Source organism: Pseudomonas sp. H9 (genome assembly GCF_004353925.1).
Taxonomy (GTDB): Bacteria; Pseudomonadota; Gammaproteobacteria; order Pseudomonadales; family Pseudomonadaceae; genus Aquipseudomonas.
This window is the reverse complement of the sequence record NZ_SMOK01000016.1, coordinates 81,665-104,003: the sequence shown is the minus strand read 5'-3', so window position 1 is coordinate 104,003 and position 22,339 is coordinate 81,665. Positions and strand designations below refer to the sequence as shown.

At 60.7% G+C, this 22,339-nt stretch carries 19 protein-coding genes; 17 read left to right on the top strand and 2 right to left on the bottom strand.

What is annotated here, in order from left to right:
* The first annotated feature begins 132 nt into the window (after positions 1-132).
* From E1573_RS13850 to E1573_RS13820, 7 genes are all read left to right on the top strand, one after another.
* Positions 133-1,572: an NAD-dependent succinate-semialdehyde dehydrogenase gene (locus E1573_RS13850; RefSeq protein ID WP_133214561.1), complete on the top strand. Its 1,440-nt coding sequence runs from the start codon at positions 133-135 to the stop codon at positions 1,570-1,572.
* A gap of 52 nt (positions 1,573-1,624) precedes the next feature.
* On the top strand, positions 1,625-3,028 hold the full coding sequence (locus E1573_RS13845; RefSeq protein WP_133214559.1) for a Rieske 2Fe-2S domain-containing protein: 1,404 nt from the start codon (positions 1,625-1,627) through the stop codon (positions 3,026-3,028).
* Positions 3,029-3,109: 81 nt separating this feature from the next.
* The gene (locus tag E1573_RS13840; RefSeq protein WP_133214557.1) at positions 3,110-4,060 is read left to right on the top strand and encodes a PDR/VanB family oxidoreductase; all 951 of its coding nucleotides are present in this window, start codon (positions 3,110-3,112) and stop codon (positions 4,058-4,060) included.
* A 47-nt stretch (positions 4,061-4,107) separates the two neighbouring features.
* The gene (locus E1573_RS13835; protein WP_133214555.1) at positions 4,108-5,568 is read left to right on the top strand and encodes a sulfatase-like hydrolase/transferase; all 1,461 of its coding nucleotides are present in this window, start codon (positions 4,108-4,110) and stop codon (positions 5,566-5,568) included.
* Positions 5,569-5,589: 21 nt separating this feature from the next.
* A complete protein-coding gene (locus E1573_RS13830; protein WP_133214553.1) occupies positions 5,590-7,248 on the top strand; it encodes a GMC family oxidoreductase in 1,659 nt (552 codons plus the stop codon).
* Between the two features lie 87 nt (positions 7,249-7,335).
* Positions 7,336-7,749, top strand: coding sequence for a YidH family protein (locus E1573_RS13825; protein WP_133214551.1), 414 nt, complete (start codon positions 7,336-7,338; stop codon positions 7,747-7,749).
* Positions 7,750-7,752: 3 nt separating this feature from the next.
* Positions 7,753-8,106 carry a DUF202 domain-containing protein gene (locus tag E1573_RS13820; protein WP_133214549.1) on the top strand — a complete coding sequence of 118 codons (354 nt, stop codon included), beginning with the start codon at positions 7,753-7,755 and terminating at the stop codon, positions 8,104-8,106.
* A 28-nt stretch (positions 8,107-8,134) separates the two neighbouring features.
* Here E1573_RS13820 and E1573_RS13815 read toward each other — a convergent pair whose 3' ends face one another.
* Positions 8,135-9,379, bottom strand: a complete 1,245-nt coding sequence (locus E1573_RS13815) for an OprD family porin (RefSeq protein ID WP_133214547.1) — start codon at positions 9,377-9,379, stop codon at positions 8,135-8,137.
* A 32-nt stretch (positions 9,380-9,411) separates the two neighbouring features.
* Complete coding sequence (locus tag E1573_RS13810; RefSeq protein WP_133214545.1) at positions 9,412-10,227, bottom strand: TSUP family transporter; 816 nt, start codon at positions 10,225-10,227, stop codon at positions 9,412-9,414.
* Positions 10,228-10,397: 170 nt separating this feature from the next.
* Here E1573_RS13810 and E1573_RS13805 point away from each other — a divergent pair, with 170 nt between their 5' ends.
* The 10 genes from E1573_RS13805 (at position 10,398) to E1573_RS13760 (ending at position 22,272) form a co-directional block, all read left to right on the top strand.
* Positions 10,398-11,171, top strand: coding sequence for a GntR family transcriptional regulator (locus tag E1573_RS13805; protein WP_165957327.1), 774 nt, complete (start codon positions 10,398-10,400; stop codon positions 11,169-11,171).
* A gap of 437 nt (positions 11,172-11,608) precedes the next feature.
* The gene (locus E1573_RS13800) at positions 11,609-12,925 is read left to right on the top strand and encodes an MFS transporter (protein WP_218568378.1); all 1,317 of its coding nucleotides are present in this window, start codon (positions 11,609-11,611) and stop codon (positions 12,923-12,925) included.
* Between the two features lie 100 nt (positions 12,926-13,025).
* Complete coding sequence (locus E1573_RS13795) at positions 13,026-15,830, top strand: FAD-binding and (Fe-S)-binding domain-containing protein (protein ID WP_133214541.1); 2,805 nt, start codon at positions 13,026-13,028, stop codon at positions 15,828-15,830.
* 153 nt (positions 15,831-15,983) lie between these two features.
* The gene (locus tag E1573_RS13790) at positions 15,984-16,661 is read left to right on the top strand and encodes a thermostable hemolysin (protein ID WP_133214539.1); all 678 of its coding nucleotides are present in this window, start codon (positions 15,984-15,986) and stop codon (positions 16,659-16,661) included.
* Complete coding sequence (locus E1573_RS13785; protein ID WP_133214537.1) at positions 16,651-18,132, top strand: AMP-binding protein; 1,482 nt, start codon at positions 16,651-16,653, stop codon at positions 18,130-18,132. Before E1573_RS13790 ends, E1573_RS13785 begins: the two co-directional genes overlap by 11 nt.
* Positions 18,129-18,803, top strand: a complete 675-nt coding sequence (locus tag E1573_RS13780; RefSeq protein WP_133214535.1) for a TenA family transcriptional regulator — start codon at positions 18,129-18,131, stop codon at positions 18,801-18,803. Before E1573_RS13785 ends, E1573_RS13780 begins: the two co-directional genes overlap by 4 nt.
* Positions 18,790-19,599 (top strand): SDR family oxidoreductase, encoded by an 810-nt coding sequence (locus E1573_RS13775; protein ID WP_133214533.1) that lies wholly within the window; start codon positions 18,790-18,792, stop codon positions 19,597-19,599. Before E1573_RS13780 ends, E1573_RS13775 begins: the two co-directional genes overlap by 14 nt.
* On the top strand, positions 19,596-20,240 hold the full coding sequence (locus E1573_RS13770; protein WP_133214531.1) for a tetratricopeptide repeat protein: 645 nt from the start codon (positions 19,596-19,598) through the stop codon (positions 20,238-20,240). Before E1573_RS13775 ends, E1573_RS13770 begins: the two co-directional genes overlap by 4 nt.
* An 11-nt stretch (positions 20,241-20,251) precedes the next feature.
* Positions 20,252-20,914: a response regulator gene (locus tag E1573_RS13765; protein WP_133214529.1), complete on the top strand. Its 663-nt coding sequence runs from the start codon at positions 20,252-20,254 to the stop codon at positions 20,912-20,914.
* Positions 20,911-22,272: an ATP-binding protein gene (locus E1573_RS13760; protein ID WP_133214527.1), complete on the top strand. Its 1,362-nt coding sequence runs from the start codon at positions 20,911-20,913 to the stop codon at positions 22,270-22,272. Before E1573_RS13765 ends, E1573_RS13760 begins: the two co-directional genes overlap by 4 nt.
* Positions 22,273-22,339: the final 67 nt, after the last annotated feature.

Here is a 22,339-nt window from a genome sequence, read left to right as displayed (position 1 = left end):
TTGCAAAAACCTCGGCGCGAAGGGTTTGACAGTTTTTCAGATATAGCTATATAGTTATGCAGGATTTAAAAAATCATCCAGGCGCAACCCGCCCTCGCTTCACCGCCCCGACAACCAGCAGGAGCAAGATCCATGTATGACGTAGAGCTAGGTTTGTATATCGATGGTCAATGGCGCGCGGGCGAGGGCCGTCAAACGATTCCGGTGGTCAACCCCGCTACCGAAGACGTACTGGCCGAACTTCCGCTGGCGAGTGAGCAGGACATCGCCGACGCACTGGCATCTGCGCAGGAAGGATTCCAGGTCTGGCGCACAACCTCCGCCTGGGATCGCCAGGTAGTGATGGAGCGCGCAGCCGACTTGATTCAGGTTCGCCGCGAACAGCTGGCCCGCATACTCACTCTGGAAAACGGCAAACCTCTGGCCGACGCCCGCGGTGAAATCGATCGCGTGGTCGAAACCATCCGCTGGTGTGCCGAGGAGGGCAAACGCGCCTATGGCCGCCTGCTGCCGCCGCGTCAGCCAGAGCTGGTGCAGACGACGGTCAAGCGCCCGATTGGTCCGGTCGCAGCATTCGCCCCCTGGAACTTCCCGGCTGTGTTGGTAGCGCGCAAGGTGGCTGCCGCCTTGGCCGCCGGGTGTTCGGTGATCGTCAAACCCGCCGAAGAAACGCCGGGTGTGTGTGTCGGCGTGATCCGCGCGTTCGTTGATGCCGGTCTGCCCAAGGGTGTAATCAACATGCTGTTCGGCGAGCCGAGTCAGGTGTCCGATCGGCTCATTGCATCGCCGATTACCCGCAAGGTGTCGTTCACCGGCTCGGTCCCTGTCGGGCGTCTGCTCAGTACCCTGGCAGCCAAGCAGCTCAAGCCCGTCACCATGGAACTGGGCGGACACTCGCCGGTGGTGGTCTTCGACGATGTCGATGTGCAGGCGGTGGCGCGTGCCTGTGCCGGTTTCAAGTTCCGTAACGCAGGTCAGGTCTGCGTGTCGGCAAGCCGCTTCTTTGTCCATGAGCGGGTGTATGAAGCTTTCACCCGCCACTTTGTCGAGTTCGCCAATGCTGTAAAGGTCGGCAACGGCCTGGAAGCCGGTATCAGCATGGGCCCCCTGGCCAACGCGCGCCGCCTTGAGTCGACGATGGAATTGGTAGCCGACGCAAAATCGCGCGGTGCCACGGTCGCCGCCGGCGGTAACCGATTGTTCGATCTCGGCTACTTCTTCCAGCCCACGGTGCTGACCGATCTCGATCCGCTGTCGCGCATCCTGCACGAGGAGCCGTTCTGCCCCGTCGCTCCGATCATGCCTTTCAACGATTTCGACGAGGTCATGCAGCGCGCCAATGGCGTGGATTTCGGTCTGGCAGCGTATGCCTTTACCCAGTCAATCAAACGTGCTGCCGAGGTCAGCGAAGCCTTCGATGCCGGCTGGATTGGCATCAACAGCTTTACCCCCGCGTTGGCCGATGCGCCGATCAGCGGCACCAAGCAAAGCGGCATCGGCCATGAAGGTGGCCCTGAAGGGTTGGATGCGTATTTGCAAACGCGCTTTGTCAGCCAGGCAAGTGCTGTTTAGTCCATGAAGTGATGTTTCCCCTAACAACAATAGTAACGATGAGGATCTATCCATGAGCCGTGCAGATGGTAAAGCGCAGAACATTCCTTACGGTGGCTACCACTACAACATCATTCCGACCGAAGATGCCGAGCTGACCCGTGTTGGCCCAGGCTCCGAAATGGGCGAGTACATGCGCCGCTTCTGGCACCCGGTGTGCCTGTCGCAAGAGCTGGGCGAACTGCCCAAGGCGATCCGCATTCTCGGAGAAGACCTGGTGGCGTTCCGGGACCGCAGCGGTGAGGTCGGTGTGCTGCATCGCCACTGTGCTCACCGCGGTGCTTCGCTGGAGTTCGGCATCATCCAGGACCACGGCATTCGTTGCTGCTATCACGGCTGGAAGTGGGGCGTGGACGGCACGCTGATGGAAACCCCTTGCGAGCCGGAAGACAGCAAACTCAAAGACAGCGTTTGCCAGCCCGCGTACCCGGCATTCGAACGCCATGGCTTGGTGTTTGCCTATATGGGGCCGCCGGATCAGAAACCGAAGTTCCCTGAGTATGAATCCTTCACCCAGCCGGCCGGCACCGAGTTGGTGGCGTTCTCCAACGTTTACCCGTGCAACTGGTTGCAGGTGTTCGAAAACATCATGGACCACATGCACACCGCCGTGCTGCATAACAACATGACCGTCGAAGGTGTCGACGCCGCGACCGCCGCCGGGGTGTCGCTGGAAGGTTTCGGCGACATGCCGGTCATGCACTGGGAGCCGACGCGTGAAGGTAATGGTGTTGCCTTCGTCGCCGGGCGCCGGGTGGCCGAAGACAAGGTCTGGGTGCGCATCACCGAAATGACCTTCCCGCACCTGTGCCAGATTGGCTCGCTGGTGCCGTCGGCGGCCGAAGAGCGCCATTCCACAGTGGCCATGAGCCGTTGGCATGTGCCGGTCGATGACACCAACACCATTCTCTTCGGCTGGCGGCATTTCAACGATGAAGTCGACCCACGCCATCTGGGCTGCAAGGAAGATTGCGGCGTCGACAAGATCGACTTCCTCGAAGGCCAGACCGGCAGCCGTACTTATGAAGAAGGCCAGCGAGCACCGGGCGACTGGGAAGCATTGGTCAGCCAGCGCCCGATCGCGATTCATGGCATGGAGCACCCGGGGCGTTCCGACATTGGTGTCTACCTGTGCCGCAAGTTGCTCCGCGATGCCGCGCGCAAGTTGGCCGAAGGCAAACCGGTGGGGCGTGCCGATCTCAACAGCGATGACCCGTTGGCCATGTACTCCCAGGACTCGGTGTTGAAAATCCCCCGTGATCCGGCCCGTGCCGACCGTGAGTTGCTGCTGGAAATCAACCGCAAGGTCATCGGTGTGATGAAGGATGCCGACCGTTTCCCGGCCCGTGAGCGCGACGCCTATGTGCGCCAGCGTCTTGATGAGCTCGACGATCAACAACTCTTCCAGAAGCGTTGATCGGTTTGTCGGGCTTGGCCAGGTCAGGCCCGACGCTCTGACGACTCATCGCCCAGACAACAACAAAGATCGAGGCGCAGCATGCAAACAGTCAAAGTACGGTGCATCGAGAACCAGGCGACCGGTATCAATACCTTCGAGTTCGTCGATCCGGCAGGCAAACCCTTGCCCCCATTCACTGCCGGTGCGCATCTGGATGTGCACCTGCCCGGCGGCTTCATTCGCCAGTATTCGCTGTGCAACAGCCCACATGAGCGGGATCGCTATGTGATCGGCGTATTGAACGTTGCCGACGGCCGAGGCGGCTCGCGTAGCTTGCACACCAACGTCAAGGCTGGCGATCTGCTGCAGATTTCCGAGCCACGCAACCATTTCCCGGTCGCCGACAAGGCCCAGCGCCACCTATTGATCGGCGGCGGCATCGGCGTCACGCCGATGATGGCGATGCTTGAGCAGTTTGAAGCGAGCGGCGCCGAATACATACTGTATTACTGTGGCGAGAACCCTGAACGCACGGCGTTCAAAGAGCGCTTGGCGCCGCTGCTCGACAAGCGCGTGGTCATCCACTACGACGGTGGCGATCCAGCCCGCCGCCTGGACATCCGTGAACTGCTGATGCATCACCAGCCCGGCACGCATGTGTACTGCTGTGGCCCGGCCGGGCTGATGGCCGGCGTCAAGGCAGCAACCGAGCATTGGCCGCAAGGCACCGTGCATTTCGAACACTTTGCCGCACCTGTCGCGCCACAAAGCACTGGCACCGACAGTGACGGTGAATTCCAGATCACGCTGTCGCGCAGCGGCCAGACCCTGAATGTCCCCAGCAGCAAAAGCATTGCCCAGGCCCTGCGCGACGCCGGCCTGCCGTGCGAAACCTCATGCGAGGCCGGTATCTGCGGCACCTGCAAGACCCGCTTCATCGACGGTGAAGTCGATCACCGCGATTTCATCCTCAGCGACGACGAGAAGCAGGAGCACCTGCTGATCTGCTGCTCGCGTTCCAAGAGTTCGCTGCTGGTGCTGGATCTGTAAAAAATCCCCTGCAAGAAAGCTATGGCTCAATAGCTTTGGAGACTGAAATGAATAAAGCCAAAAACCTCATCGTGTTCATGTCCGATGAACATAACCCTAAAGCCCTTGGCTGCTACGGCAATGATTTCGTCAAAACGCCGAACCTCGACGCGCTTGCCGCCACGGGCACCCGGTTCACCTCGGCCTACTGCAACTCGCCGGTGTGCATTCCGGCACGGGCGACGTTTGCCACCGGGCGCTACATCCACCAGATGGGCTTCTGGGACAACGCCGACCCCTACGATGGTTCGGTGACCAGCTGGCACCATCGGGTGCGTGACGCCGGGCAACATTGCGTCTCGATCGGCAAGCTGCACTTTCGCTCAATCGATGACGACAACGGCTTCAGCCAGGAAATCGTGCCGATGCATGTCATTGAGGGCAAAGGCGACCTGATGGGCCTGGTGCGCGAAGACCTGCCACGTCGCGGCGGTGCCTGGAAAATGGCCGGGCAGGCTGGCCCAGGCGAGTCGTCTTACACCATGTACGACCGTAATATCGCAGCGTTGGCGCAGACTTGGTTGCGCGAAGAAGCGCCAAAATATCAGGACCAGCCCTGGGTACTGTTTGTCTCGTTCGTCGCGCCGCATTTCCCGCTGACCGCGCCGCCTGAGCACTTCTATCGCTACTACCTGGATGACAACCTGCCGTGGCCAAAGCTGTACGACAAGGCTGAACGCCCGAACCATCCTTTCCTCAAGGATTACGCGTCAAGCTTTGCCTACGACGACTTCTTCGACAGCGAAGACAAGGTGCGTCGCGCCCTGGCAGGCTACTACGGCCTGGTCAGCTTCCTGGACGAGAACATCGGCAAGGTGATGAGCACCCTTCAAAGCTGTGGCCTGAGCGATGACACCCGGATCATCTACACCAGCGACCACGGCGACAACTTGGGCAGCCGCGGCCTCTGGGGCAAGTCGACGATGTTCGAGGAAGCCGTCGGCGTGCCGCTGATTATTGCCGGTGAAGGCATTCCGGTCGGTGCTGAGAAGACCACCCCGATTACCCACATCGACGTTTACCCAACCATTCTCGAAGCGGTCGGCATTGCACCCACCGAAGCTGAGAAATCGCTGTCGGGTGAGTCGTTGTTCAGCCTGGCCAATCAACCCGATGCCGACCGACTGGCGTTTGCCGAGTACCACGGCATGGGTTCGGCGACCGGCGCCTTCATGATCCGTGACGAGCGCTACAAGTACGTGCATTACGTCGACTACCCGCCGCAACTGTTCGACCTGCTCGAAGACCCGGAAGAGCTGCTCAACCTCGCTGAAGTTCCGGGTAACGAGACGCTGGTCGCCGAGTACCGCGCGAAGCTGGAAACCGTCTGCCTGCCCGTAGAGGTGGATGCCCGCGCCCGAAAGCGCCAGGCCGAGCTGCTCGCCCTCAACGGTGGCCGCGAAGCAGTAGTGGCCCGAGGCGACCTGGGTTACTCGCCACCGCCGGGTGTGGCGGTGGATTTCAACTGAGGCACGGCGAGGGAGTCACCAATGAACGCACCTGAATACGACTACATCGTGGTGGGCGCAGGGTCGGCCGGATGCGCCTTGGCCAACCGACTGAGTGAAGGTGGAAAAAACACCGTCCTACTGCTTGAAGCGGGCCCGAACGACCGCCACTTCTGGATTCACTTGCCCATTGGCTATGGCAAGACCATGTTCAACCCAACCTACAACTGGTCGTTCCACACCGAGCCGGTGCCAGCGCTGGACAACCGTCCGATCTACTGGCCACGGGGTAAAACCTTGGGCGGTTGCAGTTCGATCAACGGCCTGGTCTACATCCGTGGCCAGGCGCAAGACTATGACCACTGGGAGACGCAGGGCAACAAGGGTTGGGGCTGGCGCAATGTGCTGCCGTATTTCAAGAAAATGGAATGCAACGAGCGCGGTGAAAGCGAGTACCACGGCGGCAGCGGCCCGCTGTATGTATCGGATCTGCGTGAACGCAATGAATTGGTCGAGGCCTTTATTCGCGGTGCCAACCAGATCGGGGTACCGCGCAATGATGACTTCAATGGTGCGCAGCAGGAAGGCGTCGGCTATTTCCAGCTCACCACCCGCAACGGCTGGCGCTGTTCGGCGGCCAAGGCGTACCTCAAGCCTGCACGCAATCGCAAGAACCTGACCATTGAAACCAGCGCTCAGGCCAGCAAGGTGTTGTTCAAGGGCAAGCGAGCGGTGGGCGTCGCTTACGAGCGGGCAGGGCAACCGGTGAGCGCCAGGGCGCGCAAGGAAGTTCTGCTGTGCGCCGGCGCCTTGCAATCGCCGCAATTGCTGCAGCTTTCGGGGATCGGCCCGCGTGAGCTACTTGAGCAACATGGCATTGACGTCGTGCATGAGCTGCCCGGCGTTGGCCGCAACCTGCAGGACCATTTGCAGATCCGCATCATGTTCAAGTGCACCCGGCCAATCACCACCAACGATCAATTGCGTACCCTGTGGGGCCAGGCCTGGATCGGCATGAAGTGGGCATTGTTTCGCAAGGGGCCGCTGGCGGTGGGCATTCAGCAAGGCTGCATGTTCGCCAAGAGCCGACCGCAGGAGCAGACCCCCGACATCCAGTTTCACTTTGGCACCCTCAGCGCTGACATGACCGCGGGCAAGCCGCACACATGGCCGGGCTTCACCATGTCGGTGTGTCAGTTGCGCCCGAGCAGTCGCGGCGAGCTGCGTATTCGTTCGAACAATCCCAAGGATGCACCGTGGATCGAGCCCAACTACCTGGCCACCGAGGACGATCGGCAAACCATGGTGCGTGGTTTCAAGATGGCGCGTCAGCTTGCCGCGAGCCAGGCCATGGCCGGTTACATCGCCGATGAGTACAACCCCGGTGTGTCGGTGCAAACGGATGAAGACATGCTCAATTTCGTGCGTCGCAACGGCTCGTCGATTTTCCATCCGGTGGGCACTTGCAAAATGGGCCGCGGTCCGGAGGCGGTGGTCGATGAGCGCCTGCGGGTGCATGGCCTTGAAGGGCTGCGCGTGGTCGATGCGTCGATCATGCCGACGCTGATCTCCGGCAACACCAATGCCCCGGCGATGATGATTGCCGAAAAAGCGGCCGACATGATCAAGGAGGATGAGGTCCGTTTGTTCGCTCGCACGGCCGTCACCGCGACAGTCGAAAAAGCCAGGCAGCAGGCTTAGCCCGCCCATGGCGGCAGTAAACCGCCCTCACGGCAGCTTGCCGTTGAGGGCATTTTTGCTTTTGGGATTGAGCAGGCAGACACTCTCATGACGGCACAACAATACGACCTGAACCGCACTGAGTGCAACCCTCGCGGTCGGCATGCTTCACGGCTGTTGCGCGGCGGCAGTGAGCCCGACCCACGTTTTACCCTGGCCAACGAGCGAACCTTTCTGGCCTGGATCCGCACCGCGTTGGCACTGCTGGCCGGCGGCATTGCTATCGAGGCATTTACCCTGAATGTGTTCACCCCACCCGTGCGTACGACGCTTTCGGTTTCGCTGTTGCTGCTGTCGATGCTGATCAGCGCTTCGGCGTGCCTGCGTTGGCTCAACGTTGAACGGGCAATGCGGCACAAAGCACCGTTGCCATTACCGCTGCTGGTACCGCTGCTGTCGATGGGTGGGGTACTGGTGACGTTGGTGTTGATCGCTGTGCTGTTGTTGGCGCAGGTGCTTTGAAGCATGGGCCGACATCGAGCCGATGGGCTGTCGCTTCAGGCGTTGCACGATGACGCCGGGCTGCAGCCGGAACGCACCACCCTGGCCTGGAGCCGCACTCTGCTGTTGTGGGTGGTGGTGGCCTGTACATTCCTGCGCTGGATTCAAGCCGAGGGTTTACTGGGGACACTGCTGGCACTATTGAGCCTGCTGACCGCGTTGTACCTGGGCCTGACACAGCGACGTCGCTACCGGCGCAGTGCACAGGCCATTCGCATGGAACGCCATCGGGCCGATGTGGTTTCGGTGATGCTGATGGGGGGCATGGTGGTGTGCCTGGCCGCCGTTTCGCTTTGGGCCGTGCTCGAGCGTTTGTAGGCGCGGGATGACCCCGCGCCGCAGGTGTTTACCAGACGATCATCTTGTAGCCGACCAGTACCCGGTTTTCGTCGACATCGCGGGTCAGCCCGCTGCCGGAACGGACATTGATATTGCGCAGCTGTAGGTAGAGGTTCTTCAGCGGGCCGCTCTGCAGCGTATAGGTCAGCTCCATGTTGCGTTCGCGCTCGGTACCGTGTTCGCCTTGCTGGACGCGGGCGTGGTCGCCGTCGACATAACGGGCCATGAATGCCAGGCCCGGTAGCCCCTGTGCCGCGAAGTTGTAGTCGTAGCGTGCCTGCCAGGACTTCTCGTCTTCGCGGGTGAAGGTGTTGTAGAACGACAGGTTGGCGACGTAGGGATCATTGCCAATGAAGGGAAACTCCCCAGCCCCGGCGACTTGCTGGTAGGCGCCGCTGAACTTGTGGCCACCCAGGGTCAGGCTGAGCATCGCGCTGTAGGTGTTGTTGGCAAAGCGGCCCATTTTTGCCATGCCTTCATCGTTGCTGCGAAAGTAGCGAAGGTCGGTGCGCAGGCTCGCGCTTTTGCTTAGCGCTGCGGTGTGGGTGAGGCCGAGAAAGTGCTGGCGGTAGATGTCTTTGAGTTCGCCATAGTAGTAGCTGGTGCTCAGCTGTGGGCTGACGTTGAAGCTGCCGCCAGCAAAGTCGAAATGATCACTTTCAACACCACCACGGTAATACGTGATGCGGTCATAGCTGCTGGAGTTACGCAGGTTGGCCTGGGTGATGCGCCCGGCATTGAGGGTCAGATTGTCGATGTCGTTGGAGGTCAGCATGCCGCCGCTGTAACTGGAAGGCAGCAGTCGCCCGAAGTTGTAATTGAGCACCGGCAGAGTCGGGTAGAGCGTTCCCAGGCGCAAGACACTCTTGGACACCTTGAGTTTTGCAGTAAAACTCAGTTCGCTGAACTCGTTCGCGGGTGTACCGTCACTGCTTTGCGGCAGGATACCGTTGTCGCCGCTGCGACCACGGGCCGAATCCAGTTTGAGCCCCAGCGCGGCATGGGCATCGAGCCCCAGGCCAACCGGGGTGTCGGTGAAGCCGGACTCGGCATGCATGACAAATCCCTGCGTCCATTCATCCTGCGTTTCCGGGCTACCGGGCTGTCGGTAGTCGCGGTTCATGTAGAAGTTGCGAATGTCCAGGTTGGCGGTACTGTCAGCGATGAACGCCGCCGAGGCATTGCAGCACAAGGCGAGGCTGGACAGGCCAAGCAACGGGGATGGTAATGCGCTGAACCGTAGAATTTTCATTGTTTTTATCTCTAGGGCGGGGGGCTGCACATTCAAGGTGCAGGTGTTGAGTGATGGGGTGACACAACGGCAGAAGCGTTTGCGGGGGGCAGGGCATCCGGCACCAGTGCCGTGAGCGAGATGAATCCGCCCATGGCGACAAACAGCGCGAAGGCACCGCGCCGCAGGTTCAGGTCGGAGAGTCGGGGTGGAAAGCGCACATACAGCCAACTGGCCAATATGGCGACCGGTATCGACAAGGTGCCCAGCGACAGGACGTCCTGGTTCAGCTCGCCTTGCAGGCCCTGCATGAGCAAACGGATCAAAGCCATGGCGCCCGACAGCGCCAGCAAGCTGGTACGGATGGTCTGAAGGGACACCGGCTGACGATAGTAGTGATAGATCAGCGGCGGCCCCGGTATGCTGAACATGCCGCCCATCAAGCCGCCGAGCAGGCCCATGAGGGCAAAGCTGATGGGACCGGAACGGGAAGCCAGGGGTTGGGGTTTGATGAACAGGGCAATACCACCTGCCACGATCAGGCCGCCCAGCGACAGTTGCAGCAGCGCGGTATGCTCTTTGCTCATTTTGGCGAGCAGTGCCAGGCCCAGCAGCGTGCCGGGAATCAAGCCAACGAGGGTCTGGATGAACGATGCCCGGTCAATATGCCGCCAATGACGCGCCAGCGCGATGGCGATGCCGGGCACGGCAACGATGGTGATCGTGGTGGCAACGATACTGATGGACGCGGCGTGGGTGAGTACGGCGATCGCCAGTACGATAATGCCCAAGGCGAATCCGGTTAACGCTTGCAGGTAGCTGCCAACGGCCACGGCGAGAAGAATGATGACGAGCGAGTGTGGTTCCATGGATCATCCTGCCTGAGTCGCGGCGATGGTTTTAGCCGTCCGTAGGGGGCGGCTGGAAGCGGAGTCGGGGCGGAGCATTTTTGGGCATTACGCGCTATAGTATGAAGCTATATAGCTTTAGTCAACGACGCTTTGGCCTTGTCGGCGGAGTGTCTGAAGGAGAACAAAAAATGTCGGAAGTAAAGGCGATCGATTTCTACGATCGTTATCAGCCACAGGAAGTGCTCGGCTTGCCCAAATACGCGCAATTACGCGAAGCGTTGTTGGCGGCGATTCATGATGGTTACTGGGGGCCCGGTTCGCAGTTGCCCAACGAGTCCACGCTGGCGGCGATTACCCCGTTCAGCCTGGGTACGGTGCAAAAGGCGTTACGCGAGTTGGTTCAGGCCAAAGTTATCGTCCGCCGTCACGGGCATGGCACGTTCGTAGCCGAGCATGCGATGCCGATGCTGTCGCCGATGCACCTGCGTTTCGAAGACAGCGACAGCAACGTTCTGCCGATCTATGCCGAAGTGGTGGGGCAGGAGACCGGGTTGGACGGCAGCGAGTGGGCCGACAAGCTGGGCGCCAACGTGCGTACCGTGGTCAAGGTTGACCGTGTGTTCGCCGTGCAGGAACTGTTTCAGTGTTTCAGCCACTTCTATATCGACAGTGATCGTTTCCCGGCTTTCGCCGAGACCGAGCTGCTGAATTTTGCCGGGGCGAACTTCAAGGCGCTGCTGTTCAACCAGTACCAGATCAGCATCTCCAGCCTGGACCAGAAGCTGCGTTGCGAGCGCTTCCCGGATGAAGTGTGCGAGCAGTTGGCGCTGGAAAAGGGCACGGTCGGTGCGGTGCTCGAATTTCTTGCCATAGGCAGCAACGGTCGGCCGCTGTATTTCCAGGAGGCGTTCATTCCACCGAATGAATACCGCTTGCGTCTGGATGCCAATCTGGAGCCTTGATCCCCTCAGGCTCTTTGTAGCGGGGCCACCCTCTGGCCCCGCGTGAATGCACGCTTGCCTGCATAAGCACGGCCTGCGGGCGCTTCTGCACATCCCCATCCTTGATTGTCGACCGGCACATGGCACGGGCTGTCTTCTGATGAACGGTTCGAAAAAGCTATACCTTCGTAACTATAGTGCTATATAGTTATTTGGCGTTAAGAAAAACAACAACAAAATCGACTGCGGTCACCGTACCGTCAGTCAGCCTGGAGAACGCCATGTCTGTGCAAACATCGTTTCCTGCTAACTTGAGCATTATTCCCACCCCTGTCGAAGGCGCCCGCCCGCGAAAACGGATCGTGTCCAACCACGTCGTTGCAGATTGCATCAGTTAATTCCACTTCGGTTCGCATCACGACGGCCCGATGGTTTCAACATCAATTCTGAGGTGGGATATGGCTCGCTTTAAAAGTACCAAAACGCATGCCTGGGTCATCACGATCCTGCTTGCCGTGTTCATGGTGATCAACTTCATGGACAAGGCGATTCTCGGCATCGTCGCTGCGCCCCTGATGGCCGATCTGGGGCTTTCTCCCGGTGAGTTCGGCATGATTGCCAGTAGCTTCTTTCTGCTGTTTTCGTTGTCGGCCATCGGTTTTGGCTTCGTTGCCGAGCGGGTGTCTTCAAAAAAACTGTTGATGCTGTGTGCTGGCATCTGGGGTGTGGCGCAGTTTCCTCTGGCTTTTGTGGCTTCCGTTCCACTGCTGTACTTCTCGCGCATCCTCCTGGGGATGGGGGAGGGGCCGGCGTATCCGCTGGCGCTGCATTCCTGTTACAAGTGGTTCCCCAATGACAAGCGCAACCTGCCGTCGGCGGTGATCTTTCAGGGCGTCACGGCCGGGCTGCTGATCTCCGGTCCGCTGCTGACTTTTGTGGTGGTGAAGTGGAACTGGCACGCGGCGTTCATGGTGCTGGGGGTGGCTAGCCTGGTGTGGATGGCGCTGTGGGCTTACTTCGGTGCCGAAGGCCAGGTCAATGAGCAGGGCAGCGTGCAGGACGATGCCAATGCGCCGAGACTGCCGTATTGGCTGCTGATCACCGACCGAACCTTCCTGGCCAACATGCTCATGTACTGGACCAGCTACTGGATCTTCTCGGTGATGTTCACCTGGGTGCCGTCGTACATGGGCAAAGTGATGCACTACGACCCGACGGATGCCGGCTGGATGTTCATGGTGTTCACGGCCTTCAACATTCCAATCGTGCTCGGTGGCTCCTGGGTCTCCCAGCGCCTGTTGAGGAGCGGGCTGGCTTCGAAGTTTGCCCGTGGTTGGCTGACCTCGTTGCTGGTGCTGATCGGCGGTGGGTTGATCCTGTTCGCTGTGTTCGCTGTGCACAATCCTTTGCTCAAAGTCATTCTGTTGGCCATCGGCTGCAACCTGCCACAGATCACCTTTGTACTGAGCTCGGCCATCGTTGCCGAGATCATGCCAGCCGCGCAGCGGTCTTCGATGATGTCCATCAACAGTGCCCTGGCCACCACTGGCGGCCTGCTCGCGCCTGCCTTGATGGGGGCGTTCATTCAGGCCGCTGCAACGCCTGCGCTGGGCTATGACAAGGGCTTCGTGGTTGCGGGTGTGCTGTGCATCGTCACCAGTGTCATTGGTTTGTTGCTCATCAACCCCGAAGCGAGCAAGCGCCGCTTTGCCCGCCTGATCGAGGCGCGCCAGCCCGTTTCGGCGGCCCGCTCTCACAGCGTCATGGCCAAGTAGCCAATGCCTCAGCGGTGCACCCGGCACCGCTCCCGTTTGACTCGCTGCGACGACCAGTGCGCACTCGCCTGGTCGCCGTGGTGATGGATGGAGACACCCCATGTTACCCGCGACATTCCGCACCGCTGTCGAGCGCCTGATTCCCCGTGACCGGCGTTTCGATGACCCGCTCTCAACGCTCGCGTTCGGCACCGATGCCAGCTTTTACCGGCTGATTCCCAAGCTGGTGGTGCGGGTCGAATCTGAGCAGGAAGTGGTCGCGCTGCTGCAACTGGCGACGACCGAGCGCGTACCGGTGACTTTCCGCGCCGCTGGCACCAGCCTATCCGGCCAGGCGATTTCCGATTCGGTATTGATTGTGCTGGGCGATCATTGGAACCGCCGTGACATCCGTAGCAATGGCCAGCAAATTCGCCTGCAACCCGGTGTGATCGGTGCTCAGGCCAATGCCGCGCTGGCCCCGTTCAAACGCAAGATCGGGCCTGATCCGGCGTCGATCAATGCGGCCAAGATTGGCGGTATCGTCGCCAACAATTCCAGTGGCATGTGCTGCGGCACTGCCCAGAACACCTATCACACCCTTGCGGGCCTGCGCCTGGTGCTTGCTGACGGCACCGTGCTGGACAGCGAGAGCCCCGCCAGCGTTGCCGCCTTTCGTGCAAGCCACGGTGCGTTGCTTGATCAGCTGGCCGAACTCGGCCGCCAGACCCGCGCCAATGCTGCCCTGGCCAGCAAGATCCGCCACAAGTACCGGTTGAAAAACACCACTGGCTTTTCGCTCAACGCACTGATCGATTTCGACGATCCGCTGGAAATCCTCAACCATTTGATGGTGGGCTCCGAAGGTACCCTGGGGTTTATCAGTGCGGTGACCTATGACACCGTGCCGGACCACCCGCACAAAGCCAGTGCGCTGATCGTCTTTCCCGACGTCGGGACCTGCTGCAAGGCTGTCCCGGTGCTCAAGCAGCAGCCAGTCGCGGCGGTCGAGTTGCTGGATCGGCGCAGCCTGCGCTCGGTGGAAAACATGGCCGGAATGCCCGAGTGGGTGCGCGGGCTGTCCGCCGGTGCCTGCGCCTTGCTGATCGAGTCGCGGGCAGCAACGGCGGCACTGCTGCAAGAGCAACTGCGCCAGGTCATGGCCGCCCTTGCGCCGTTTCCCGTGGAGAAGCAGGTCGATTTCAGTGATGACCCGCAGGTTTACAACCAGCTATGGCGGATCCGCAAGGACACCTTCCCGGCCGTTGGTGCTGTGCGCAAAACCGGCACCACGGTGATCATTGAAGACGTAACCTTTCCCGTCGAGCAACTGGCCGAAGGCGTCAATCGCCTGCTGCAGTTGTTTGACAAGCATGGGTACGACGAAGCGATCATTTTCGGCCATGCCCTGGAAGGGAACCTGCATTTCGTCTTCACCCAGGGCTTCGATGACCCGGCCCAGGTCGCTCGCTACGAGGCCTTCATGAGTGACGTGAGCCAACTGGTGGCCGTGGAATACGGCGGTGCGCTCAAAGCCGAGCACGGTACCGGGCGCAACATGGCGCCATTTGTCGAGTTGGAGTGGGGCTCGGAGGCGTACCAGTTGATGTGGACGATCAAGCGCTTGCTTGATCCGCACGGCATCCTCAACCCGGATGTGGTGTTGTCTGAAGATCCGCAGATTCACCTGAAAAACTTCAAGCCAATGCCCGCCGCCGATGACATCGTCGATACGTGCATCGAGTGTGGCTTCTGCGAGCCGGTTTGCCCGGCCAATGGCCTGACCCTGACCCCGCGTCAACGCATCGTCATCTGGCGTGACATTCAGGCGCGCAAACGTGCGGGCATCGATACCACCGAGCTGGAACGCGCTTACCAGCGCCACGGCCTCGACACGTGCGCGGCCACCGGCCTGTGCGCCCAGCGTTGCCCGGTGGGCATCAATACCGGTGATCTGGTGCGCAAACTGCGTGGTACACAGGCCGCTAGCCCCGCAGCGGCCAACTGGCTGGCAGCGCATTTTGCCGCGGCGGCGCAGGGCCTGCGATTCACCTTGCATGCAGCCCATACGGCGCACCGGCTGCTGGGCGCGCCGCTGTTGGCCAGAACCACGGCAACCTTGAGCAGAATCAGCGGGGGCAAACTGCCGCAATGGACCCCGACGATGCCGCAGCCGGCGCAGCGCTTGCAGTTGCCCGCACCTGCCTACGCAGATGAGCGGCCTCGGGTGGTGTATCTGGCGGCCTGCGTGTCGCGGGTCATGGGACCGGCGGCCAAGGCGCAGGAACAGCAAAGCCTGTTCGACAAGACCTGTAGTTTGTTGGAGAAGGGCGGCTACCAGGTGGTGCTCCCGGACAATCTCGACGCACTGTGTTGTGGCCAGCCCTTCGCCTCCAAAGGCTATGCGCAGCAGGCCGATCAAAAACGCCAGGAGGTCCTCGACGCCTTACTCAAAGCCAGCCGTGGCGGGCTTGACCCGATCTACTGCGACACCAGCCCCTGCACGCTGCGCTTGGTAAAGGACCTGGCGGACCAACGCCTCGATATCCATGACCCGGTGCGTTTCATCCGTAGCCGATTGCTCGATCGCCTGGAGTTCGAGCCGCAGGAGGCGCCGATTGCCGTGCATGTCACTTGCAGCACTCAGCACCTGGGCGAGGCGCAGGCGCTGATCGACATTGCCCGGCGTTGCGCCAACGAGGTGGTCATACCCGAGGGTATTCATTGCTGCGGTTTTGCCGGTGACAAGGGCTTTACCACCCCTGAACTGAACCGCCACGCGCTGCGCAGCCTCAAGGATGCCGTGCAAACCTGCGAGGTGGGTATTTCAACCAGCCGCACCTGTGAGATCGGCCTGTCTCAACACAGCGGCATCGACTATCACGGGCTGGTGTACCTGGTGGACCGCGTCAGCCGGCGCAAGTAACCCCTTCGGTAGGCGCGGGCTTGCCCCGCGATAGCGGTGTATCTGACAAACCGCTATCGCGGGGCAAGCCCGCTCCTACCTGAGGTTCACCTTCAGATTGCGTTAAGAAATGCCCTGGATACTCCCCTCTACTTCATAGAGGGGGACTGGGCCATGCCCGCATCCAACTGGAACATTCCACTGCCGCTGCGCTTCGGGCAGGCAACTGCCGCGCCGATGACCTTGTCTAACGCTTTGCCTTACGACCCTCAGCGGCCGCTGTTTGAAGCCTTCATCCAGCAACGCTTTCACAAGGCCCATGGTGCCGATATCCATGCGTTTATGCCGGAGCTGTTCGGGGTGCACGACAGTGCGGGTGGGCTGTGTGCGGTAGTGGGCGTGCGCCGTGCTCATCTTGAGCCGTTGTTTCTGGAACGTTACCTGGATGAACCTATCGAACCGCTGATCAGCGCCGCTGCCGAACAATCGGTGGACCGTGTTGGTATTGTCGAAGTTGGCAATCTTGCCGCCAATGACACCGGCAGTGCGCGCTTGAGCATCATCGCCATGACCTATGTGTTGGCCATGGGCGGCCTGGAATGGGTGGCATTCACCGGCAACATCGGTCTGGTCAACAGCTTTCATCGCCTGGGCCTCAAACCGGTGACCTTGTGCGCTGCCGATCCGGCGCGCCTGGGTGAGGAGCACAAGCACTGGGGCAGCTACTACCAAAGCAAGCCCTGGGTGCATGTGGGCAATATCCGCGCCGGGTTCATTCACCTGCGCACTACAGGCCTGCTGGGCCGGTTGGGTTTCCCGCTGTCGTTCGAGGCATCCTGCCATGTCGCCTGAACTGCAGCGTTTTCAACAGACGTTACGCCGCCATGCTGAAGAGAAGCCCCACGACCTTGCGTTATGGGGCGACACCCTGACGCTCGACTATGCGGCTTTGTATGGGCACGTGCGGCAGCGCCAACTGCGCCTGCGCGAAGAGCGGGTGCAGGTGATTGCGCTGGCGCTGGATAACGGTATCGAAGCGGTGCTCTGGGACTTGGCAGCGCTGTTCGAAGGGCTGGCCTGTGTCACCTTGCCGCCGTTTTTCAACCCGGCTCAGCGCGCTCATTGTCTGCATCAAAGCCAGGCGCAGCGGGTAATTGCCGATCCTGAACTGGACGACGAGCTGCACGACGCCGGTTTCGAGAAACGCGGTGAGTATTGGTGTCGAAGCTACAGCGAACCGCAGCGCATGCCGGTGGGAACCGCGAAACTGACCTTCACCTCTGGCACCACTGGAACGCCGAAAGGCGTATGCCTGAGTGCCGACAGCCTGCTGCGGGTGGCTCGCGAACTTGACCAGGCCAGCAAACCAGCCAGGCCGCAGCATCATCTGGCGCTGCTGCCGTTGGCGATATTGCTGGAAAACCTCGGTTGCTATGCGGCGCTGTATGCCGGTGCCACCCTCAGTGTCCCGAGTCAGAAAGCCCTGGGCATCCTGGGCGCCAGTGGGGTAGAGGCGTCGCGTCTGCTGGGTTGCCTTGCCCAGCGTGCTCCACACAGCCTGATTCTTGTGCCGCAGCTGTTGCTGATGTTGGTCAGCGCCGGCGAGCACAACGCTTTCAATCCGCAGTCCGTGCGCTTCGCTGCGGTCGGTGGTGCACGGGTATCGCGGGGGTTGCTGCACCGCGCCGAACGCATTGGCCTGCCGGTGTACGAGGGCTATGGCTTATCGGAGTGTGCCTCCGTGGTCTGTCTCAATCGCCCGGGTACACAGCGCCCTGGCAGTGTCGGTCGGCCGTTGCCTCATGTGCAAGTGCGCCTGGCCGCCGATGGCGAGGTGCTGGTCAAAGGCGCGCAGTTGCTCGGATATCTGGGGGAGCCTGCGTACGTGGGGGAGTGGTGGCCCACTGGCGACTTGGGCGAGATTGACCAGGATGGCTTTCTCTACCTGAACGGGCGGAAGAAGCATCAGTTCGTGACTAGTTATGGCCGCAACGTCAATCCGGAATGGATCGAAGCCGAACTCACCCAACGCCAGCCAATCGCCCAGGCGTTCGTCTATGGCGAAGCCATGCCCTACAACCATGCCTTGCTGTGGCCTCACCACCCTGAGTGCAGTAACGAGCAACTGGCCACTGCCGTTGCCCAGGCCAACCAGACGCTGCCTGATTACGCCCGGGTGCAACGCTGGACCCGGCTGAGCCAACCCTTCACGTCAGCTAACGGCCTGTTGACCGCGAATGGCCGCCCGCGGCGCGAAGCCATTGTCGCCCAATACCACAGGCTACTGACTGAATCTGCCGTTTCCGAGGAGTCTGCACCATGAGTTTCTTCGACACCCTGCAAGAAGCTACCCATCAGCAACGCCATGCGCTGTTCAACCTGCCGATCATCCTTGACGCGCTGCAAGGCAAGGTCAGCCTTGCCAGTTACCGGGCGTTTCTGACCCAGGCCTATTACCACGTGCGCCACACCGTGCCGCTGATGATGGCCTGCGGCGCACGCCTGCCGACACGCCTTGAGTGGTTGCGCAAAGCGGTGTGCGACTACATCGATGAAGAGTACGGTCATGAGCAGTGGGTGCTGGATGACATCGTCGTGTGTGGCGGCGACCGTGACGCAGTTATCAATGGCCAGCCTTCGCTGCCTATCGAGCTGATGGTCAGCTTTCTCTATGACCTGATCGCCCGCGGTAATCCGGTGGGCTTGTTCGGCATGGTCAACGTGCTGGAAGGCACCAGCATTGCGTTGGCTACTCATGCTGCCGGCAGCATTCGTGCGCAGCTGCAATTGCCCGAAAGCGCCTTCAGTTATTTAAGTTCTCATGGGTCGCTGGATATCGAGCACATGCACACCTACCGGCAACTGATGAACCAGTTGCAGGACCCGGCCGATCAGTCGGCAGTGATTCACGCCTCGAACGTGGTGTACCGGCTGTACGCCGACATGTTCCGCGGCCTGCCACGTGGTACGGAGGCTCAAGATGCAGCTGCATGAAGCCCGTGTGGTGCTCACCGGTGCCAGCGGCGGCATCGGCCAGGCAATCGCTGGCGCACTGTGTGCAGCCGGGGCGCGGGTGTTGGCGGTATCTCGTCATCAGCACGAGCTGCAGCCGTTGATGGCGCAGTATCCGCAGCAGTTGAACTGGGTTGCTGCCGACCTGACCATTCCCGGTGATCGGCGCAAAGTACTGGCTGCTGCCCAGGCCATCGGCGGCATCAATTTGTTGATCAACGCCGCCGGGGTCAACCACTTCGCTCTGCTTGAACAACTGGATGACAGCGACATTGAGGCGTTGCTGGCGCTCAACATCAGTGCGCCGATCTGCTTGACCAAAGTGTTGTTGCCACTGCTCAAAGAGGCTGACAACGCCATGGTGGTCAACGTCGGTTCGACCTATGGCTCGATTGGCTACCCCGGCTATGCCAGTTACTGCGCCAGTAAATTTGCCTTGCGTGGTTTCTCTGAAGCGCTGCGCCGTGAACTGGCGGACACCCGCGTCGGGGTGCTGTACGTGGCGCCGCGCGCGACCCGCACGTCGATGAACAGCGTCGCCGCCCAGGCGCTCAACAACGCCCTTAAAGCCACTGTCGATGATCCGCACGCTGTGGCCTCGGCGGTTATTCAAGCGATTGCCGGTGACCGGCGTGATCTGTACCTGGGGTGGCCGGAGCGCTTCTTCGTACGCCTCAACAGTTTGCTTCCGCATGTGGTAGACCGCGGCTTGCGCAAGCAGCTGCCGTTGGTTCGCCACCTCAGTCAGAACCCCGACAAAGAGCACTCAAAGCCATGAACAAGATCCCTATGCTGCTGTTGCTCGGTGCGTTGAGCCAAAGCGCTTTGGCCCTCGACAGTACGGATCAGCAACGTTTGAACGGCATCCAGCAAAGCTGGGCGCATATTCAATACCAAACGCCGGAAAAACAGCGCGCTGGCGCGTTCGAGCAACTGGCAGCACAAGCCACGGCATTCAGCCAGGAGCGCCCGGCGCTCGCCGAGGCGTGGATCTGGAAAGGCATCGTCACCAGCAGTTGGGCCGGTGCCGAAGGCGGCCTCGGCGCTTTGGGCAAAGCCAAAGCCGCCAAGGCTGATCTGGAAAAAGCCCTGAGCCTTGACCCTGGAGCCCTGCAAGGCTCGGCCTATACCAGCCTGGGAGCACTCTATGACCGGGTGCCAGGCTGGCCGATCGGTTTTGGTGACAGCGACAAAGCCGAGCAATTACTTAAACAAGCGCTGCAGCTCAACCCTGAAGGTATCGACAGTTTGTACTTTTGGGGCGATCACCTCTATCGCCAGAAACGCTACGCTGAAGCCAAGGCAGCGTTGAACAAAGCCTTGCAGGCCACCCCTCGACCAGGCCGGGAAAGCGCAGACGCCGGCAGGCGTAAAGACATTGCGGCGTTGCTGGTGGATGTAAACAAAAAATCTGACTGACCGGAGTCTGCGTGCGATTACTACTGATCGAAGATGACGTGGCGCTGGGGGAGGGCATACACCAGGCGCTGGTGCGCGAAGGCTACACCGTCGACTGGCTCAAGGATGGCAGCAGCGCCTTGCACGCGCTGTTGAGCGAAACATTCGATCTGGCGGTACTCGACCTCGGCTTGCCGCGCCTGGACGGGCTCGACGTTCTGCGCCGCCTACGCAGCACCGGCGCTGATTTGCCGGTGCTGATCCTTACCGCACGCGATGCTACCGAAGATCGTATCGCCGGGCTTGATGCCGGCGCCGACGATTACCTGATCAAGCCGTTCGACCTGGCCGAACTCAAGGCACGCTTGCGCGCCTTGCTGCGCCGCAGTGCCGGCCGTGCACAGGCACTTATCGAGCACTCGGGCATCAGCCTCAACCCCACGGCCCAGCAAGTCAGCTACCGGGGCGAGGCGGTTGTGTTGACGCCCAAGGAGTACCAGTTGCTGCACGAACTGCTTTCTCCGCCGGGGCGCGTCAGAACCCGTGATCACTTGATGCAACTGCTCTACGGTTGGAACGAAGCGGCGGAAAGCAACACCTTGGAAGTACACATTCATCACCTGCGCAAGAAGCTCTCCACCGACTTGATCCGCACCATTCGTGGAGTGGGCTATCTGATCGAGGAGCGCCGATGACCTCGATCAGGCGCCGGACACTGACACTGATCATCGGCCTGATGCTGGCAGGTCTGGCGCTGATCAGCGTGCTCAATCTGCACGACAGCAACCACGAAATCGCCGAAGTCTACGACGCACAACTGGCGCAAAGTGCGCGCCTGTTGCAAGGCGTGATGCGCATGCCGATCGCCGCGCAGCAACAAGCCGATCTGTACCGGGCGTTCAACAGCGCGCTCAGTGAAGCGGTGCCACGGGTCGATGGTCACCCTTATGAACGCAAGATCGCTTTCCAGGTCTGGAACCCTCAGGGCGAAGTGCTGGTTCATACCGCCAGCGCACCGTCCTTCGCTGCGCTGCCAGACAAGGCGGGTTTCAGCGATGTGGTCGACCTGAACAAGCGTCACTGGCGCGCCTTCGTGCTGGAGGATAAACACAATGGTTTGCGCATCTGGGTCGGCGAGCGCGATGACGTTCGGGCCGATCTGGTCGGTCGCATTGTGCGCCACACGTTGTGGCCGAATGTGATCGGTAGCCTGATCCTCGCAGCGATGGTCTGGCTTGCCATTGGCTGGGGGCTGAAACCCCTGGCCAACATGGCTGCAACCTTACGTGCCCGGCACAGCGGCTCATTGGCGCCACTGCAACTGACACCGTTACCCAGTGAACTTGAACCCATGCAGGCGGCGCTCAACCGCATGCTGGCGCAGATTCAGGATGTGCTCGCACGGGAACGGCGCTTCATCGCCGACGCAGCCCATGAACTGCGTACGCCCTTGGCGGTGTTAAGAGTACACGCACAGAACTTGATGGAGTCGAGCACCGAAGAACAGCGCCGTGAATCGCTGGCGTTTCTGATTGCTGGCGTGGACAGGGCCAGTCGTTTGGTCAATCAGTTGCTGACCATGGCGCGGATCGAACCGCAATCAGCGCTGCAGATGCCGCCCTGCATTGACCTGGTGGCTACCGTCCGCAGTTGTCTGGTTGAACTCACACCGTGGCTGTTGAGCAAAGACCTCGAACTGGCGTTCGACTTCAGTGGCGACATCAGCCCGGTCAGGGTAGATCCCGGGCTCATTGAAATCGCTTTGAACAACCTGGTGACCAACGCTGCCAATTTTTCACCTCCTCACGGGCTGATCACCGTGCGCCTGGCGCGGCAGGCGGATCACTATGCGTTGTCGGTTGAAGACGAAGGGCCAGGCATTGACGAGGCTGAACGTGAACATCTGCTGGAGCGTTTCTACAGCCGTGGCAATGTGCAGGGGGCAGGGCTCGGGCTGTCCATCGTTCAGGCCATTGCCGAGCGCTTGGGTGGGTGTGTCAGATTGGAAAACTCCAAAGGGTTGAAGGCGACTGTGGAGATCTACCGCTTCTAAGCGGTGGGAGCGGGCTTGCCCCGCGATGCGGTGTGTCTGACATATCGCATCGCGGGGCAAGCCCGCT